Origin of the sequence: Stenotrophomonas sp. a6 (genome assembly GCF_030913325.1) — a bacterium.
Lineage (GTDB): Bacteria > Pseudomonadota > Gammaproteobacteria > Xanthomonadales > Xanthomonadaceae > Stenotrophomonas > Stenotrophomonas maltophilia.
In genome coordinates this window covers 534,179-553,040 of the sequence record NZ_CP133161.1, presented here as the reverse complement: position 1 = coordinate 553,040, position 18,862 = coordinate 534,179, and the positions used below count along the sequence as shown (strand labels likewise).

General features: G+C 66.6%; 13 protein-coding genes. 4 read left to right on the top strand and 9 right to left on the bottom strand.

Translation table 11 applies throughout. The annotated features are described in order from the left end of the window. Window positions 1–86: 86 nt before the first annotated feature. The 5 genes from Q9Q79_RS02565 to Q9Q79_RS02545 form a co-directional block, all read right to left on the bottom strand. Window positions 87–1,259 carry a cystathionine gamma-synthase gene (locus Q9Q79_RS02565; protein WP_201861692.1) on the bottom strand — a complete coding sequence of 391 codons (1,173 nt, stop codon included), beginning with the start codon at window positions 1,257–1,259 and terminating at the stop codon, window positions 87–89. 123 nt (window positions 1,260–1,382) lie between these two features. Further along, window positions 1,383–2,753, bottom strand: coding sequence for a pyridoxal-phosphate dependent enzyme (locus Q9Q79_RS02560; RefSeq protein WP_005407965.1), 1,371 nt, complete (start codon window positions 2,751–2,753; stop codon window positions 1,383–1,385). Between the two features lie 300 nt (window positions 2,754–3,053). Beyond that, entirely contained in the window at window positions 3,054–3,290 is a 237-nt protein-coding gene (locus tag Q9Q79_RS02555) for a YdcH family protein (RefSeq protein ID WP_005407964.1), read from the bottom strand. 324 nt (window positions 3,291–3,614) lie between these two features. Then, window positions 3,615–4,499 (bottom strand): hypothetical protein, encoded by an 885-nt coding sequence (locus Q9Q79_RS02550; protein WP_005407962.1) that lies wholly within the window; start codon window positions 4,497–4,499, stop codon window positions 3,615–3,617. Then, window positions 4,496–4,861, bottom strand: a complete 366-nt coding sequence (locus Q9Q79_RS02545; protein ID WP_005407961.1) for a DUF4398 domain-containing protein — start codon at window positions 4,859–4,861, stop codon at window positions 4,496–4,498. Before Q9Q79_RS02545 ends, Q9Q79_RS02550 begins: the two co-directional genes overlap by 4 nt. Window positions 4,862–4,982: 121 nt before the next feature. Here Q9Q79_RS02545 and Q9Q79_RS02540 point away from each other — a divergent pair, with 121 nt between their 5' ends. The 3 genes from Q9Q79_RS02540 to Q9Q79_RS02530 all read left to right on the top strand — a co-directional run bounded on the left by Q9Q79_RS02540 (window position 4,983) and on the right by Q9Q79_RS02530 (window position 8,965). Next, the gene (locus Q9Q79_RS02540; RefSeq protein ID WP_004141526.1) at window positions 4,983–6,110 is read left to right on the top strand and encodes a PilT/PilU family type 4a pilus ATPase; all 1,128 of its coding nucleotides are present in this window, start codon (window positions 4,983–4,985) and stop codon (window positions 6,108–6,110) included. Window positions 6,111–6,240: 130 nt separating this feature from the next. Continuing rightward, the gene (locus Q9Q79_RS02535; RefSeq protein ID WP_005407960.1) at window positions 6,241–7,524 is read left to right on the top strand and encodes a putative DNA modification/repair radical SAM protein; all 1,284 of its coding nucleotides are present in this window, start codon (window positions 6,241–6,243) and stop codon (window positions 7,522–7,524) included. Next, window positions 7,505–8,965 carry a UdgX family uracil-DNA binding protein gene (locus Q9Q79_RS02530; RefSeq protein ID WP_201861690.1) on the top strand — a complete coding sequence of 487 codons (1,461 nt, stop codon included), beginning with the start codon at window positions 7,505–7,507 and terminating at the stop codon, window positions 8,963–8,965. Before Q9Q79_RS02535 ends, Q9Q79_RS02530 begins: the two co-directional genes overlap by 20 nt. Window positions 8,966–9,009: 44 nt before the next feature. Here the strand turns inward: Q9Q79_RS02530 and maiA are convergent, their stop codons facing one another. Both maiA and Q9Q79_RS02520 read right to left on the bottom strand, forming a co-directional pair. Continuing rightward, the gene (gene maiA, locus Q9Q79_RS02525) at window positions 9,010–9,678 is read right to left on the bottom strand and encodes a maleylacetoacetate isomerase (RefSeq protein WP_005407958.1); all 669 of its coding nucleotides are present in this window, start codon (window positions 9,676–9,678) and stop codon (window positions 9,010–9,012) included. A 14-nt stretch (window positions 9,679–9,692) separates the two neighbouring features. Then, on the bottom strand, window positions 9,693–10,682 hold the full coding sequence (locus Q9Q79_RS02520) for a fumarylacetoacetate hydrolase family protein (RefSeq protein ID WP_049434945.1): 990 nt from the start codon (window positions 10,680–10,682) through the stop codon (window positions 9,693–9,695). A gap of 857 nt (window positions 10,683–11,539) precedes the next feature. On the opposite strand from Q9Q79_RS02520, the gene Q9Q79_RS02515 reads away from it, so the two are divergent. Beyond that, entirely contained in the window at window positions 11,540–12,952 is a 1,413-nt protein-coding gene (locus tag Q9Q79_RS02515; RefSeq protein ID WP_005412154.1) for a DEAD/DEAH box helicase, read from the top strand. Window positions 12,953–13,476: 524 nt separating this feature from the next. Here the strand turns inward: Q9Q79_RS02515 and Q9Q79_RS02510 are convergent. Together Q9Q79_RS02510 and Q9Q79_RS02505 are read right to left on the bottom strand one after the other, a co-directional pair. Further along, complete coding sequence (locus Q9Q79_RS02510; RefSeq protein ID WP_201861682.1) at window positions 13,477–16,071, bottom strand: M14 family zinc carboxypeptidase; 2,595 nt, start codon at window positions 16,069–16,071, stop codon at window positions 13,477–13,479. A 74-nt stretch (window positions 16,072–16,145) separates the two neighbouring features. Then, entirely contained in the window at window positions 16,146–18,785 is a 2,640-nt protein-coding gene (locus tag Q9Q79_RS02505) for a TonB-dependent receptor (RefSeq protein ID WP_024957081.1), read from the bottom strand. Window positions 18,786–18,862 lie beyond the last annotated feature (77 nt).

Genomic DNA, 18,862 nt, shown 5'->3' with positions numbered 1-18,862 from the left:
CTCTGCTTACGACACCAAGCCGCCAGCCACACATGAGGTGCGGCTCGGGGTGGCCTTGGCATGCTCTCCATCACAAAAAGCCCAACTCAACCCAATGCCTGCTCAAGATCCACCTGCAGATCCCCCAGATCCTCCACACCCACGCTCAGCCGCACCAGCGCATCACTGATCCCCAGCTGTTCCCGCCGCGCGACCGGAATCGAGGCATGCGTCATCACCGCCGGATGGTTCACCAGGCTCTCCACACCGCCCAGCGACTCGGCCAGGGTGAACAGCTCGGTCTTCTCGCAGAAGCGCTTGGCCGCCTCGAAACCGCCCTTGAGCACGATCGAGACGATGCCGCCGTAGCCGGCCATCTGCCTGCCCGCCAGCTCATGCTGCGGGTGCGACGGCAGGCCCGGGTAGATCACCTTCTCCACCGCCGGGTGCTTTTCCAGCCACTGGGCCAGGGCCAGCGCGTTGGCGCAGTGCGCCTTCATGCGCAGCGGCAGGGTCTTCAGGCCACGCAGGGCCAGGAAGCTGTCGAACGGGCCCTGCACGCCACCCACCGAGTTCTGCAGGAAGGCCATCTGCTCGGCCAGTTCGGCGTTGTCGCCGACCACGACCATGCCGCCGACCATGTCCGAGTGACCGTTGAGGTACTTGGTGGCCGAATGCAGGACCAGGTCCGCACCCAGCTCCAGCGGACGCTGCAGCATCGGCGAGGCGAAGGTGTTGTCGACCACCACGATCAGGCCATGGCGCTTGGCGATGGCGGCCACCGCGGCGATGTCGACGATCTTCAGCATCGGATTGGTCGGGGTCTCGATCCAGACCATCTTCGTCTTTGGCGTGATGGCTGCCTCGAACGCGGCCAAGTCGGTCAGGTCGACGAAGCTGAACTCCAGCCCGGCGGTGCGGCGACGCACGCGCTCGAACAGGCGGAAGCTGCCGCCATAGATATCGTCCATCGCCACCACGTGGCTGCCGGCGTCCAGCAGTTCAATCACGGTCGAGCTGGCCGCCATGCCCGAGGCGAAGGCGAAGCCGCGGGTGCCACCTTCCAGCGACGCTACGCAGCGCTCGTAGGCGAAGCGGGTCGGGTTGTGGGTACGCGAGTACTCGAAGCCCTGGTGCTCGCCCGGGCTGGACTGCGCATAGGTCGAGGTGGCGTAGATCGGCGGCATCACCGCGCCGGTGCTGGGGTCGGGCGATTGGCCGCCGTGGATGGCCAGCGTGGCCAGGGCCAGGGCGCGATCCTGGGAAGTAGCGTTGGACATGTTCTTTCCTGAGGGGCGCCGACACGCGGCGCCATCGAAGGTGCGGAAGTCTACCAGCGCGGCCTTAACGACCTTTGACGCGGATAAACCGGGATTCAGCAGCGAACGTCGGCGATCAACGGCTTACTGCACGCGACGGCGCAGATAGTTCAGCAGGTCGATACGGGTGATCAGGCCCAGGAAGGCGTTGCCGTCCATCACGATCGCCACCTGGCCGCGGTCGAACACCGGCAGCAGCGCCTCGATCGGCGACTTCACGTCCAGCCGGTCCAGCTTGCTGACCATCGCCGTGGCGACGGTGTCGCGGAAACGTGCTTCGTCACCATAGACGTGCAGCAGCACGTCGCTTTCGTCGACGATGCCGACCAGCTGGTCACCGTCCATCACCGGCAGCTGCGACACGTCGTACAGCTTCATGCGCTGGTAGGCGGTGGTCAGCAGGTCGTTCGGGCCGATCACCACGGTGTCGCGCTGGCCGTACGGGCGCAGGATCAGGTCGCGCAGGTCACCGTGCTGCGGGCGCTCCAGGAAGCCGTTGTCCAGCATCCAGTAGTCGTTGTACATCTTCGACAGGTACTTGTTGCCGGTATCGCAGACCAGCACCAGCACCTTCTTCGGCGTGGTCTGCTCCTTGCAGTACTTCAGCGCAGCGGCCAGCAGGGTGCCGGTGGACGAGCCGCCGAGGATGCCTTCCTTGCCCAGCAGTTCACGCGCGGTGTGGAAGCTCTCGGCGTCGCTGATGGCATAGGCCTTCTTGACGCGGCTGAAGTCGGAGATCGACGGCAGGAAGTCCTCGCCGATGCCCTCCACCAGCCAGCTGCCCGACTTGTCGTTGAGCACGCCGTCATTGATGTATTCGGCCAGGATCGAGCCGACCGGATCGGCCAGCACCAGCTCGGTCTTCGGCGACAGCTTGGCGAAGGCACGCGACAGGCCGGTCATGGTGCCGGAGCTGCCGCAGCCGAACACGATGGCGTCGAGGTCGCCGCCCATCTGCTCCAGGATCTCCGGGCCGGTACCGAATTCATGCGCGGCCGGGTTGTCCGGGTTGCCGAACTGGTTGATGAAGTAGGCGCCCGGGGTCTGCTCGGCGATGGTCTTGGCCAGGTCCTGGTAGTACTCCGGATGGCCCTTGGCCACGTCCGAGCGGGTCAGGCGGACTTCGGCGCCCATCGCCTTCAGGTTGAAGATCTTCTCGCGGCTCATCTTGTCGGGAACGACCAGGATCAGCTTGTAACCCTTCTGCTGCGCGACCAGGGCCAGGCCCAGCCCGGTGTTGCCGGCGGTACCCTCGACCAGGGTCGCACCCGGCTTCAGGTCGCCGCGCTGCTCCGCCGCCTCGATCATCGACAGGCCGATGCGATCCTTGATCGAGCCACCCGGGTTGGCGCTTTCGAGCTTCAGGTAGAGCTCGCAGACGCCGGTGTCCAGGCGCTGGGCCTTGACGATCGGGGTCTGGCCGATGAGTTCGAGGACGGAAGAATGAATGGGCATTCGGAGGACTTTCGGTTCGCGCCGCAGGGGGCCGGACCGATGATTATCCGTCGGATGGCGATGAATGTCAGGTCGGCGCGGAGACGGGCCGCAAGCCCGCAGAAAGAGATGCGGACGGCCCCGGATCGACGAGGAGACCGGTACCGCCCGCATCGGTGAGTTGTGCCTGCAGGCCAAGGCACCACCGCCTGTGGTGCCTTGGCGCGGCCGCCTCATCGGCGGTGCCGCGATGCCGGGGCAGGAGCGCCCGGCGGGGCCATCGATGGCCGGGTCACGCCGTTCCAGGCGTGACGGGGTGCGTCAAAGCGTGGGGGACGTCGTTGGGAGCGGTGTTTCGTACATTCGCAGAAGTCGTTGCTTGGCCAGCAGCTTCTCGCGCTTCATGCGACCCAGGGTGACATCATCGATCGGGAGTACACCCAACTCCGCGTCCATGCACTTCTTGTTCAACTTGCGGTGCTGGTCATGGAGTGCCCTGAACTCCGGATCACGCGCGCGACGTGCGTCGATCTCGCTCTGGGGCTGATCTTCAAACATGATGGACCTCCTTCGACAGATACACGAACGCCCCGGCCGCAAGGCACGGGGCGTTGTTCATGGAGGAGCGCCGGTCGATGGCCACCTGGACGCCTGCAACGACCTGCGGCACTGGCCTGCGCACGTCGATCTGCTGCGGTTCGCGCCCTGCTTGCATCGGCCCGGCCCTCCCATCGTCCGGTCCGCGGCATTGCGTCCCGGACGATTGACCCTACGCCTGCTCAAGGCGGGGTACAAGACCCCTGCGGCAAAAAGACCGAACCCCGCCGGGGCGGGGTTCAGGCTGAATGCTCATCACAACGAAAAACAAACAATATCAAGCAATTACGGGGCGATGATGACTTCGGCTGAACGTGCCTGGGTGGAGGCCGCCTTCTTGCCGGCAAGCTGGATCCGGTTGCTCGCGACACCCGCCGCAACCAGGGCATCGCGCAGGGCCTCGGCACGCTTCTGGCCTACGCCGTTGGCACTGTCGTAAGCCTCGATGCGCAGGCGGCCCTTCTTGCCGATGTTCAGGTATTCGGCCAACGCCTTGGCCTGGTTGCGGGCGCCGCCGGACAGGCTGGAGGCGCCGGCGGCAAACGCATCGCCACGGAAGGTGAAGACCTCGCCGCGGCCATCGAACTTCGAGCCCGGCAGCTTCTGACCGGACACCAGCTCGGCTTCCTCGCGGGCGAGCTTGGCGGCGTTCTGCTGGGCGGCGCTGAGGCGCTGCTGCTGCTTGCCGGCGACGCTGGTCAGGGCGTTCTCGGCGTCCTGGCGGGCCAGGGTCTCGGCCTCGGCGGCCTGGCGCAGGCGTTCAGCCTCCTCGGCCTGCATCTGTGCCTGCATGCGCAGCTGCTCGGCCTCCTGGCGGGCGCGGGCGGCGTCGCGGCGGCTGGCCTCGATCAGCAGGTCGCTGCGGGTCCGCTCCAGGCGGTCGACCTCGCGGGCGGCCAGCGCGGTACGCACGGCCGTCTCGGCGATCTCCACCCGGCGCTCGGCCAGGTAGGTGGCCAGCTCCTGGTCGCGGCGCTTGGCCTTGTCCAGGGTGGCGATGGCCTGCTGGGCCTGCATGCGCTCGAAGGCGCCCAGCTCAGCGGTATCCGGGTTGGCCTGGATGGCCATCAGGCGCTGGCTCAGCTGCGCCACCATCGGGTTGTCGGCGGCCACGGCCAGGGTCGGCAGCGCCAGCAGCGCGGCCAGGGTTGCGGCAGTCATCGGCTTCACCGGCGATCCTCCCCGGTCGACAGCTGGCGTTGCAGCTGGTTGACCTCGTTGCGGCGCAGCTGCAGCTGCGCGGTCACGGTGGCTTCCTCGCTGCGCACGCGGGCCAGGTCGGCATCGGCGGCGGCACGCAGGGCCATGGCCGGGGCATTCTTGCGCTCGCGGCGGTCGCCGGCGGCGCGCTGGGCCTGCTCCAGCCCCTGCCGGGCCAGCCCGATCAGGTCCGGGGCGTACTGGTCGGCATCGGCCTGGGTGGCCTTGTCGACCGCCTGCCGGGCCTGGGCCAGTTCCATCGCGCCATCCTGCGCCCAGGCCGGGGCAGACAGTGCGAATGCAAACGCCATCACATACAGGCTGTGGCGCATTCGTGCGAAGCTAAGTCGTTTCATTGGGGAGGCCGTACCGGTTGTCGGTTCACGGCCATTGTCGTCAAGCCGACACCGTGCTGGCAACGGGCGTCGGCCGTTTCGTTGGGGAAAATTCGCAATGGATATCGGCTACTTCCTGAAGCTGATGACCGAAAAGAACGCTTCGGACATGTTTCTGACCACCGGGGCACCGGTCTACATCAAGATCGAGGGGAAGCTCTATCCGCTGGGCAACACCGGCCTGCCGCCGGGCATGGTCAAGAAGATCGCCTACTCGCTGATGGACGAAGGCCAGGTGCCGCAGTTCGAGCGCGAGCTGGAACTCAACATGGCCATCGCCCTGCCCGATGCCGGTCGCTTCCGCGTCAATGTGTTCAAGCAGCGCGGCGAAGTGGGCATGGTCATCCGTGCCATCCGCAGCCGGATTCCGAGCATCGAGGAGCTGAACCTGCCGCAGGTGCTGAAGGACGTCATCATGACCCCACGCGGGCTGGTACTGGTGGTGGGGTCCACCGGTTCCGGCAAGTCCACCTCGCTGGCGTCGATGATCGACCACCGCAACAGCACCACCACCGGTCACATCCTCACCATCGAAGACCCGATCGAATACCTGCACAAGCACAAGATGTCGATCGTCAACCAGCGCGAGGTCGGGCTGGATACCCATGCCTTCCACAACGCGCTGAAGAACGCCATGCGTGAGGCGCCGGACGTGATCCTGATCGGTGAAATCCTGGACGCGGAGACGATGGAGGCGGCGATCGCCTTTGCCGAAACCGGCCACCTGTGCCTGGCCACCCTGCACTCCAACAACGCCGACCAGACCATCGAGCGCATCCTCAACTTCTTCCCGGAAAGCGCGCACAAGAACGTGCTGATGAACCTGGCGCTGAACCTGCGTGCGGTGATCAGCCAGCGCCTGGTGAAGAACAAGGAAGGCCGTCGCCTGCCGGCCACCGAAGTGCTGCTCAACACGCCGATGATCCGCGACCTGCTGCGTCGCGGCCAGGTGCACGAGATCAAGGCGGCGATGGAAGCATCGCTGGAAGAGGGCATGGAGAGTTTCGACCAGTGCCTGTTCCGGCTGGCCAAGGCCGGCACCATCGAGCAGGAGGAGGCGCTGCGCGCGGCCGACTCGCGCGATGGCCTGGCGCTGAAGTTCCGCCTGTCCGAAGGCAGCAGCGGCGAGCATGACCCATACGCGGATTTCTCGGCCGGCGCACCCAGCATCACCCACGGTTTCTGACCGCACGAAAAAGGGGACGGAGGGGATTAAGTCGTATATGCACTTACGACTCAATCCCCTCCGTCCCCTTTTCCTGAAGAATTCAGGGGCCGTCTCATCCAATGAGACCCCTCATCCGTAGGTTTCCTCAATGGAAACCATCCGCAAGCTGGCCATTCTGGCCGATGCCGCCAAATACGACGCCTCCTGCGCCTCCAGCGGCTCGGGCAAGCGCGATTCGCGCGCCAGCGGCGGTATCGGCAGCACCGAGGGCATGGGCATCTGCCACAGCTATACGCCCGATGGCCGCTGCGTATCGCTGCTGAAGATCCTGCTGACCAACTTCTGCGTCTACGACTGCGCCTATTGCGTCAATCGCGTGTCCAGCAATGTGCCACGCGCGCGCTTCAGCGTCGACGAGGTGGTCACGCTTACCCTGGACTTCTACAAGCGCAACTACATCGAGGGCCTGTTCCTCTCCAGCGGCATCATCCGCAATGCGGACTACACCATGGAGCAGATGGTGGAGGTGGCCCGGCAACTGCGCGAAGAACACCGCTACGCCGGCTACATCCACCTCAAGACCATTCCCGAGGCCTCGCCGGAACTGCTGGCCAGCGCCGGGCGTTACGCCGACCGCCTGTCGATCAACGTCGAACTGCCGACCGAAGCCGGGCTGAGCGCCTTGGCGCCGGAGAAGACGGTGCATTCGATACGCGGCGCGATGGGCGAACTGCGTTGGCGCATCGAGGAAGCCAAGGAGGCGCGCAAGGCCCCCGCAGCAGTGGCGCCGACGGCCAGCCGCAGCGCACGCCCGCGCCCTCCCCGTTTCGCCCCGGCCGGGCAGAGCACGCAGATGATCGTCGGTGCGGACGGGGCCAACGACCAGCAGATCCTGGCCAGCGCCGACAGCCTGTACGGCAGTTACCGGATGCGCCGGGTCTACTACTCCGCGTTCAGCCCGATTCCCGATGCCAGCCGGCAGCTGCCGCTGCAGCCCCCACCCCTGCAACGCGAGCACCGGCTGTACCAGGCCGACTGGCTGTTGCGCTTCTATGGCTACGGCGTGGACGAGATCACCGACACCACCCAGGGCGGAATGCTCGATCTGGATATCGATCCGAAGATGGCCTGGGCGATCCGCCATCCCGAACGCTTCCCGGTCGATCTGAATCGTGCACCGAAGGAAATGCTGCTGCGGGTGCCCGGCCTGGGCGTGCGCAATGCAGAGCGCGTGCTGATGGCGCGCCGGCACGGGCGCCTGCGCGTGGCGGACATCGCCCGCCTGAAGGCGCCGATGAGCAAACTGCTACCGTTTGTGCTGTTGGCCGACCATCACCCGCGCAAGGCACTGGATGACCCGGCCGCACTGCGAGCACAACTGGCCCCGCCGCCGCGCCAGGGATCACTGTTCGATGCACCGCCGGCAGCCTGACGCGCCGCGCTGGTCGCAGCGGGTGGATCCGCCGTGGTCGCTGCAGGCCTGGCGCGACGGCGCGCGTGATGCGCTGCTGCGGGGCGTGCGGCCCGAGCAATTGGACTGGCTCGAAGGCGGCGAGGCATCGCTGCTGGATGCGCCGCCGGTGCAGCAGGCACCGGTGGCGGCACAGGCAAGCGCTCCCGGCGTCCCGCGCGAATTCCTGGAACTGGCCGACACCTGCCTGTGCCATAGCGAACCGCAGCGCCTGTCACTGCTGTACCGGCTGCTGTGGCGGATCACCCATGGCGAACGCGCGGTGCTGACCAATCCCGCCGATGCCGATGTGCTGCGTGCGATGACATTGGCCCAGGCCGTCCGCCGTGACACGCACAAGATGAAGGCATTCGTGCGCTTCCGCGAGGTGCCTGGCCAACCTGATGCGTTCATCGCCTGGTTCGAGCCACAGCACCACATCGTCGACCGGGTCGCGCCGTTCTTCGCACGCCGCTTCACCGGCATGCGCTGGGCGATCCTCACTCCTTCGCGCAGCGTGGCGTGGGATGGACAGGCGCTGACCTTCGGCCCCGGCGCACGCCGCGAGGACGCCCCGGCCGAAGATGCGCGCGAGGCCCTGTGGCAGACCTATTACGCCAGCATCTTCAATCCGGCCCGGCTCAACACCCGGATGATGATGCAGGAGATGCCGGCCAGATACTGGCGCCACCTGCCCGAGGCGCAGCTGCTGCCGCGCCTGGTGCGCGATGCGGGCGATCGCGTGCAGGAAATGCATGACCGGCCCGCGCAGGCACCCCAGCGCAGGATTCCCATGCGTGGGGACGCTGCGGCAGCGCGCCCAGATACCGCCAGCCTGCAGACGCTGCGACAGCAGGCCAACGCCTGCCGCCAGTGCCCGCTGTGGGAGACCGCCACACAGACGGTGTTCGGCCAGGGGCCGGCCGATGCGCAGGTGATGGTGATCGGCGAGCAGCCTGGCGATACCGAGGATCTGCGCGGCCAGCCGTTCGCCGGCCCTGCCGGCCAGTTGCTGGACCGCGCATTGGCCGAGCTGGGAATCGATCGCGCCACGCTGTACCTGACCAACGCGGTGAAGCACTTCCACCATGAGCGGCGTGGCAAGGTAAGGCTGCACAAGCGGCCGGAAAGCCGCCACATCCAGGCCTGCCGGCCGTGGCTGATGGGCGAGATTGCGCGCGTGCGGCCGCAGCTCATCGTCTGCCTGGGCGCAACCGCGGCAGCCTCGGTATTTGGCCGTGATTTCAATCTGTCGCGCGACCGTGGACGCTGGCACACGCTGGAGGAAGGCACCCGCGGCTACGCCACCGTGCACCCGGCGTGGGTGCTGCGGCAAGGCGATGGCGCGCGCCGCGAACGGGCCTATGCACTGTTCCGCGATGATCTCGCGCAACTGCTGCAAAAAGGGGACGGAGGGGATTAAGTCGTGAATGCACTTGCGACTTGATCCCCTCCGTCCCTCTACTTTCAGGCTGCGTCGGGCTGGTTTTCCGGGCGCGCGCGGTCGAAGGCGTCCAGCGCCTGACAGGCGGCCTCGATGCGGCGAAGGGTCGGGTACGGCGCAAGGTCCAGGCCGAAACGATGGGCGTTGTACAGCTGCGGCAGCAGGCAGAGGTCGGCCAGCCCGGGGCGGTCACCGTGGCAGAAGGTGCCGGTGTCACGGCTGTTGGCCAACAGCGCTTCCATCGCCGCAAAGCCCTCGGCAATCCAGTGCAGCGTCCACTGCGTGCGTGCATCGGCCGGCAGCTGCAGACTGCGCTCCAGGTACTGCATCACCCGCAGGTTGTTGATCGGGTGGATGTCGCAGGCCACCAGCTGGGCCAGTGCCCGCACCCGCGCACGGCCGGCGGCATCGGCCGGCAGCAGCGGCACCTGCGGAAAGCGCTCGTCCAGGTATTCAAGGATCGCCAGCGACTGGGTCAGCACATGCCCCTCATGCAGCAGGGTCGGCACCTGCTGCTGCGGGTTGAGCGCGCGATAGGCGTCCAGGTGCTGCTCTCCGCCGTCGCGCACCAGATGCACCGGCCGGGCCTCCCAGGCCAGGCCCTTCAGCTCCAGGCCGATGCGCACGCGGTAGGCGGCGCTGGATCGCCAGTAGGTGTACAGCACGATGCCGTCGTCGACCGGAATCTCCATGGCCGCCTCCATGCTCAGGGCTTGGCGGCCTGTTCGATGCGCTGCTCGATCGCACCGAAGATGCTGTTACCGGCGGCATCGAGCATCTCGATGCGGACCACGTCGCCGAACGACATGAACGGCGTGCTCGGCTTGCCGTCGCGCAGGGTTTCGACCACGCGCTGCTCGGCGAAGCACGACGCACCCTTGCTGGTGTCTTCATTGGCGATGGTGCCCGAGCCGACGATGGTGCCGGCGCCCAACGGACGGGTCTTGGCCGCATGCGCGACCAACTGGGCGAAATTGAACTGCATGTCCACGCCCGCTTCCGGTGCACCGAACCACTTGCCGTTGATGTGGGTCAGCAGCGGCAGGTGCACCTTGCTGTCCTGCCACGCAGCGCCCAGTTCGTCGGGGGTGACGAACACCGGCGACAGCGCCGAACGCGGCTTGGACTGCAGGAAGCCGAAGCCTTTGGCCAGCTCGCCCGGGATCAGGTTGCGCAGCGAGACATCGTTGACCAGGCCGACCAGCTGGATATGGCCCGCCGCCTGCTCCGGGGTGGCGGCCATCGGCACGTCGTCGGTGATCACCACGATCTCCGCTTCCAGGTCGATGCCGTAGTCCTCGCTGACCACCTTGACCGCATCGCGCGGGCCGTGGAAGCCGGCACTGGTGGCCTGGTACATCAGCGGATCGGTGTAGAAGCTCTCCGGCACCTCGGCGCCACGGGCACGGCGCACGCGTTCGACGTGCGGCAGGTACGCGCTGCCATCGACGAACTCATAGGCGCGCGGCATCGGCGCGGCCAGTGCCTGCGGGTCAAGGTCGAACACGCCATCGGCGTCGCCGGCGTTGAGCGATTCATACAGGGCGTTCAGGCGCGGCGCGATGTGGCTCCAGTCTTCCAGAGCCTGCTGCAGGGTGGCGGCAATGCCGGTGGCGCGCACGCCGTGGCGCAGGTCACGCGAGACGACGATCAGGGTGCCGTCGCGGCCGCCTTCCTTCAAAGAACCAAGCTTCATGGGTGGGTGTCCGGAGTCGTGGGCAAACAAGTTTCAAGTGTAATCAAATCTGCGGCGACGCCAAGCTGCAGCGCGGCATCGGCCCACCCTACCGTAGTGGGGGGTTCGGCAGGGCTTGCAGCCCTGCACCTGCTCAATGCAACAGCAACGGCAACGTCAAAAGCGGCTCTGGCTTTCTGCTGGTTGGGCGGGGCGGTGTGGGCCGGCAGGACACGCCGTAACCCGTCCATGGGGGCTCGATGGCGCCATCCATGGCGTCAACGGTCCTGCCCACCCACACCGCCCCACCCCCGACAGGTTCCCAATGACTGATCGAACATCCACATCATTCATCGTCGAGATCCGTCAGACACCGAAATTGATCGAATGAGATTCGACAGATCGCGGAAAACTGTCGAAGGCGGGGTGGGTCCGGTGACAGGGGCGTGAGCCGCATGGATGCGGCGACCGAGCTTACATGGACGTACTTGCAGCGCCCCCTGCCACCGGACCCACCCCGCCTCCCACAGGAACCCGGCCTTTGACGTTGCTTCAGCCTCTGCGGGTGCAGGGCGCAGCCCTGCAGAGAGAACCCCTACCTGAACAGGTCTTTTTGCGTGAAGTCTCAAACATCGTTTAGACTTGCGCAGTCTGCAGCGGCCGTCCGTTTCCCTCCGGGATCGCCGGCGACCAGGGTCCGCCCTCTTCGCCCGCCCCCACTCCGACGCCGTTCGTCACGCATTCCAGCCTGCGCTTCGTGCCGGCTGCACCCAATTCTCGCAGCGCGGTTCACGGGAACGCTCCGAGTCAGCCGATCAGTTTGATCTGCCCCCGTCTGTCCGTTCGGACAGGCGTTTCTTGTACTTGGAGCAAACTCAATGTCTTTTGAATCGCTGGGCCTGGCGCCCTTCCTGCTGCGTGCGCTTGCCGAGCAGGGCTACGAAAACCCGACCCCGATCCAGCAGCAGGCGATCCCGCTGGCACTGGCCGGTCGTGACCTGCTGGCCGGCGCACAGACCGGCACCGGCAAGACCGCCGCCTTCGGCCTGCCGCTGCTGCAGCACCTGGGCACCGCCTCGCAGGAAGTGCGCAGCGGCCCGCGCAAGCCGCGCGCGCTGATCCTGGCACCGACCCGCGAACTGGCCACCCAGGTGCACGACAGCCTGCGCGGCTACAGCAAGTACCTGCGCATTCCCAGCGCCTGCATCTACGGCGGTGTCGGCATGGGCAACCAGCTGGACATCCTGCGCCGTGGCGTGGACCTGCTGGTGGCCTGCCCGGGCCGCCTGATCGACCACCTGGAGCGTCGCAGCATCGACCTGTCCGGCATTGAACTGCTGGTGCTGGACGAAGCCGACCGCATGCTCGACATGGGCTTCCTGCCGTCGATCAAGCGCATCCTGGCCAAGCTGCCGAAGCAGAACCGGCAGACCCTGCTGTTCTCGGCCACCTTCGAGGACAACATCCGCCAGCTGGCGCTGGAGTTCATGCGCAACCCGGAACAGATCCAGGTGACGCCGAAGAACACCGTGGCCGAAACCATCACCCACCGCGTGCACCCGGTCGATGCCGGTCGCAAGCGCGACCTGCTGCTGCACCTGCTGGCGCAGGACAGCCGCGAGCAGACCCTGGTGTTCGCCCGCACCAAGCACGGCAGCGACAAGCTGGCCTCGTTCCTGGAAAAGTCGGGCATCAAGACCGCGGCGATCCACGGCAACAAGAGCCAGGGGCAGCGCCTGCGTGCACTGGGTGACTTCAAGGCCGGCCGCGTGACCGTGCTGGTGGCGACCGATATCGCTGCGCGCGGCATCGACATCAACGAGCTGCCGAAGGTGATCAACTTCGACCTGCCGATGGTGGCCGAGGACTACGTGCACCGCATCGGCCGTACCGGCCGCAACGGCGCGACCGGCCAGGCGATTTCGCTGGTGGCACAGGATGAAGTGAAGCTGCTGCGTGCGATCGTGCGCCTGCTGGGCCGCGACATGGACATCCGCGATGTACCGGGCTTCGAGCTGCAGGTGCCGATCCGCTGGGGCAACAGTGCGCCGGGCAAGGCCGAGCACGATACCGGCGAGCGCGCACCGCGCAAGAGCCATGCGCGCCGTCCGCACGGTGATGCGCCGCGCCACGCGCACGCAGGCCCGAAGAAGGCCGGCGGTGGCCGTCGCGAAGGCGGTGGCAATGGCCAGCAGCGTGCAGGTGCCGGCCAGGGCCAGCGCCGTGGCGGTGGTGGCAATGGTGGCGGCCGCGGTCGTGGCCAGGGTGGCGGCGGTGGTCGCGCTGGCTGATCCCAGCTGACATCGAGGGTGCTTCCCGCTGCGCGGGGGCTATCGAGGGACGGCGCTGACGCGCCGTCCTTTTTTGTTGCGGGCTACCGGGTGATAAAGCACGCGGTGGCAGTACCGAGGGCGAATGGGCATGGGGGCAGCGCAGAACACGCTGTAAATACGTCCATGTAAGCTCGATGGCGCCATCCATGGCGCCAACGGTTCTGCGCTGCCCCCATGCCCATCCGCTTCAAGCATTACCTGCGCCTTCTTGTCCCGCCGGGTAGCCGGGAGAAGAAAGATCAAATTCAAATTCAAAGTCAAAAGCCGAAGCCGCAATTCCTGGCTTTGCTTCTGCCCTTGCTCCCGCCTTGGGGTTCGATGCGTCCGCGCCCGCAGGAAACTGTCGAGGGGAGGCCGGGCGGGCTGCGCAGGACCGTTGGCGCCAAGGATGGCGCCATCGAGCCCCCAAGGACGGGTTTACGGCGTGTCCTGCGCAGCCCGCCCGGCCTCCCCCACACGCGTCAACAAAGGCGCGCAAACCCTCAACCCCGCGCTTTACTCGGATTCACCAGATTCCCGAAGAAGATCGCGTTGATCAGCAGTCGGTCCGTTCCGTGCCAGTACTTGCGGTGCGCCGGGTCATCGGCAAACAGCACCACGTTGCCCTGCCCCTGCGCCGACACCAGCAGCCACGCACTACCCGCCACCCGCGTGCGGTTGCGCTCGGACAGATAGCCATTCACCCGCGGCGGCGTGTCGATGCGCACCACCGTGGAAAACGGGTTCGCGCTCGGCTGCAGCGTCACCGTGTTCTCCTTGTTGATCGCCAGCTGCCGGCGCGGCACGCCGAATGCCAGCGGATGGCTGGTATCCACGTCGGCACTGAGAATGTTGCCGCTGACCCGCTCGATCGCAGCGATGTCGCGCTGGTCGCCAAACGCGCAGCGACTTGCATCAGCAGCCTCTTCTTCCTTGCCGAGCTTTTCACCGTCGGCCAGCTTCTGCTCGATCGCCCACTTCGAGGCACTGCCGTAGGTCACCAGTGAACCACCGGCCTGCACCCAGCGCTTCAGTGCAGCCACCGCCGTGGCATCGACGCCCGTATAGGTACCGCCGGACAACACAATCGTGGTGTAGCGGTCCAGCGGCACCTTGCCCAGCTGCTGCGGATCCAGCTTGCTGGCCGGCAGGTGCAGCTGCTGGTCGAGCAGGAACCAGGCCGAGCCGATCTCGGTGGCGGCCACGCCCTCGCCCATCACCAGTGCCACCGCTGGCTTGCGCAGCGCCTTGACGCCATCACTGCCGAGGTCGATGCCTTCGCGGCTGCGGCCGCTGGACAATGCATGTACGCGTACGCCGGCATCGCGTGCAGCAGCACTCACCGCATCCAGCAGCGCCGCGCCCTGCAGCGGTTGCCCGGCCACCGGAACAACGATGCTGCCAGCGGCGAAATCGGCCTCGCCCTGTGCAGTCGAAGCGGTAAATGGCTGGAACGTTGCGCGTGTGCTCAAACCTTTGGCCTGCAGCAACGCCAGCGCACGCCCGGCGTTGTAGTCGCGCCAGTCGATGACATAGGCGAAGCCGGCCTGGCCACCCAAGACCGCGCCCTGCTCCTCCGGCAGCGCGGCCACGCGGGCGCCACCTTCGATGCGACTGCGGCTGCCGGCGAAGGCCACACCGTAGGCCGGTGCGATCGCATAGCTGGTGCTGCCGTAGAACACATCCCCCTTGATCGGCGGCGTTTCGGCAAAGATCGAATGCACCAGGCGGAACTGCGCCTGCTGCACCGGCACCACGTAGGCGCTGCCGGCATCGAAGCGCTGCCCATCGACAGTAACTGCACGATCCAGCGCGCGCACCTCGATGCGATGCAACAGCAACAGCTCCAGCAGGCGACGGGTCAGTGCCGGGTCATGCGCGTCGCCGAACACGAAGCTCTTCACCGGCTGCTGCGCAGCCTGCTTCAACGCGCTCTGGAAGAACTGCTTCTGCAGGTCGAACAGGCCGTTGCGTTCGGTCACCGCGCCGCGCACCGTGCCCAGACCGGTGGCGACCTGGTTGCGGATGGTGAACGGGAAGGTCAGCAGGCCATTCACCGATTCCTGCACGCGACCGCGCGAGCTGGCCTGCTCGACGGTAACGCCGACAGCGCCATGGAAGTCCGGGTAGGTGGAGCCGTACACCGGCGAAAAATTGTCGAAATTCTCGCCGGTGTAGTACAGCGAACCCAGGGCATCCAGCGCCTGCGCGTGGTACTTGGCCAGGGTCTTGTTGAATTCATACGATGCCGCCGGAATCAGCGGGCTGTGCATGCTCTTCGGCGAAGGCTCGAAGTAGTAGGTGCTGTCCTTGCCCATTTCGTGGAAGTCGATCTGCACGTTCGGGTACCACTGGTGGAACACCTCCACCTTCGGCCGCGAGTCCTGCTGGGTCAGGGCCAGCCAGTCGCGGTTGAGATCGGTGAAGTAGTGATTGGTGCGGCCCTGCGGAAACGGCTCGACGTGCTCCTTGTCGGCCGGGTCGGCCGAGGCCGGGTCGGAGGCCCAGGCGTTGTGCCAGTTGGCGGCACGATCACGGCCGTCCGGGTTCTGCGCCGGGTCGAACAGCACCACCGCCTGCTGCAGCCACTGCTGGGTTTCCGCGCTGCGGTTGGCCACCAGGTAGTAAGCGGTCAGCATCGCCGCTTCGGCACTGGACGTCTCATTGCCGTGCACGCTGTAGCCCAGCCATACCACCACCGGGCTGTCACCGGCGGCGCTGCGCGGCTGCGCCGGATCGGCCAGGGTCGCGTGCTGCTGGTGGATCTGCTCCAGCCGCGCATGATTGCCTGCAGCAGTGACGGTGGCGATCAGCAGCGGGCGGCCCTCATAGCTGCGACCGATCTCGCGCACGCTGATTTTGTCGGAACGCTTCGCCAGTTCCTGGAAGTACGCCACCAGCTGGTCGTGCCGGGTGTAACGGCTGCCGATCGGGTAGCCGAGGAACTGCTCCGGCGTGGGCACCGCTGCATCGAACGCCGCTGCGTCGGTGACCTGCGGAAAGAAGTACGCGCTCTGTGCCCGCGCCGGCTGCGGCGAGGACAGGGCGGTGGCGGCGGCAAGCAGCAACGGAAGAACGGCACGGCGATGCAAGGACACGGTGACTCCCCTGGAACACAACGGCAGACGATCGCGCGGCCGGTCCCCTCAGGTGACCGGCCGCGGCGGATGGATCAGAAGCGGTAATCGAACCCCAGCGTGAAGTAGCGGCCACGCAGGTCGTACTGGCTGAAGTCGTACGGCGCGCGGATGCCCGGGAACGAGGCGTCGTACGGCGGCGTCTTGTCGGCCAGGTTCTGCACCTTGGCATACACGGTCAGCTTGTCGATGCCGGTGTAGGCCAGGTACAGGTCGTACTGGCTGTAGCTGCCGACGCGCTGCTGCACGGCTTTGGCGGCGGTGCTGGCCTCCTGGCGGTAGCTGCTGGTGTAGTACCAGGTCACGGCTGCGTTGAAATCACCGTACTTCCAGTCCAGCGTGGTGGTGGCCTTGTCCTTGGGCAGGGTCGCGCCCAGGTTGCTGCCGGCGTAGTCGACCAGCGGCCCACCGACCACGGTCGGGCGACGGTAGTCGCGCACGTGGGTGTAGGCCGAGGACACGGTGAAGTCACCCAGCGCCGCGGTCGGGATGCGCTGGCGCAGCTCGACATCGATGCCCGAGGTCTTCAGCTCGCTCAGGTTCTGGTAGCGGTTGTAGACCGCCTGCAGCTTGCCACGCTCATCGCGCTGCACGGCGCCGGCCACGTTGTCGTTGACCAGGGTCTGGGTGTTGTTGGTGCCGACCAGGTTGTCCAGCTGGATGCGGTAGTAGTCCACGCTCAGGTTGGTGTTGGCCCACGGCGACAGCACCACACCAAAGTTGACGCTCCTGGTGCGCTCCGGCTTCAGTTCGTTGTTGCCGACGGTGAAGAAGGTGGGGTTCTGGCGCGAGCCCGGCACGTCCGGATCACGCGGGTCGACCACGCTGCCGTAGGCGATGCTGGTGCTGTTGGAGTTTTCCGACAGCGACGGTGCACGGAAGCCCTTCGACGCCGACGCACGCACCAGCAGGACATCCAGCGGCTGCCAGCGCAGGCCGATCTTCGGCGAGAACGCATCGCCGAAATCATCGTAGTGATCAGCGCGCGCGGCGGCGGACAGCTCCAGCGTCGAGGCCAGCGGCACGTTCACTTCGGCGTAGGCCGCACTGACCTGGCGCTTGCCGTGTACTTCGGCAATGGCCGGGCGCACCTGCAGGCCGGCATCGATCTGCCACGGGTTGTTGGAGTCGAGCTTTTCGCGGCGCCACTCGGCACCCGCAGCGAAGCCGATCTCGCCGGCCCAGGTATGGCCCAGGCTGCCGGAAATCTTCGCATCGATACCCTGCAGCTTGGATTCGGCCGGACGCAGCGTGGCGATGTTGATCGAATCGCGCACCGACTGCGGCGTGGCCGCCGGGTTGAGCAGGTTGTAGCTGCCCGTGGCCAGCGCGTCGGCCAGCGCCCAGCGGTTGGCGAAGCCACCGGACACGCTCTCGCGCTCGCTGCTGCGTGCACCGAACGCGGCCACTTCCCAGTCCCACGACGCGGTGGTGCCACGCAGGCCGAACACGCCGCGGTAGGCAGTGGAACGGTTGGTCTTGATCGTGCCGCCCAGGTCGAAGAAGGTGTACTCGATCGGGATCGCGCGGCCGTACGGGTTGTACGGATTGTTGGCCGGCAGCAGCGACGACACCGGCTCTGCCAGGCCGCTGTTCGCGTTCAGTGCGAAGCGGCCGCTCTCCAGGGTGAAGAACGGGCTGCTGCCGAACCACGCGGCACTCTTGATCTGGCTGTACAGCACTTCGCCGAACGCTTCGACGTTGTCGTTCAGGCGGAACGTACCGTTGGCGTAGGCCTGGTAGCGCTTGGTCGAGGGGATCAGCGTGGTGAACGGTGCCTGGTTGAAGCCGCAGGTGTCGCCGGCCAGGCCGTCGATCGGTGCGCTGGCCACGCGGGTGGTGCCGGTCGGGCAGTTACCGTTGGCATCGAGCATCGGCACCGAGACGCCGTTGACCAGGTAGCGCGCGCCCTTGGCCGACCAGCCGTTCCAGCGGCCACCCGGCTTGTCGGTGTAGATGCCGCTCCTGGTCAGGTTGCGTTCGTCCTGGTCCAGGCGCTCGCGGTTGTACCCCTGCAGGCTGAAGAGGATGTTGTAGCCATCGGTGTCGAGATCACCGAGGCCGCCGACGAACTTCAGGTTCTGCTCGTGCAGGCCGCCCTGGTCGGCACCGCCGAAGCTGCCGCCGATCTCGGCGCCTTCGAAGTTCTGCCGGGTGATGATGTTGACCACGCCGGCCACGGCGTCGGAGCCGTACACCGCCGAGGCGCCGTCCTTGAGCACCTCAATGCGCTCGACCGCGACCAGCGGCAGCGCATTGAGATCGACGAAGGTGTCGGACAGGCCACCGGCCGGGAAGCCGTAGTTGGCCAGGCGACGGCCGTTGAGCAGCACCAGCGTGTTTTTCTGCGACAGGCCACGCAGGCCGATGCCGGCCGAGCCGGACGCCCAACCATTGTTGGTGGTTTCGTTGCTGGCGTTGCCGGTGTTGGCCGAGATCGAACGCAGCACATCGGCCACGGTGGCCTTGCCGGTCTGTTCCAACTGTTGGCGGCCGATCACCTGCACCGGGTTGGAGGCCTCGGTATCGGTGCGCTTGATGTTGGAACCGGTGACGCGCACGGCGGCCAGGGTACTGGCTTCGCCACTGGCATCGGCGGAGGTTTCGGCGGCGGCGGACAAAGGCGCGGCCAGAGCGACGGCCAGGGCCGCCACGAGCAGGGTGTGCTTGGGCATGACGATGTGGGGGAGGTGGAAAGGGCGACGTAGTTCCGCAGTAGTCCATGCCTGGCCGGGGTCCGGCCAATAACATC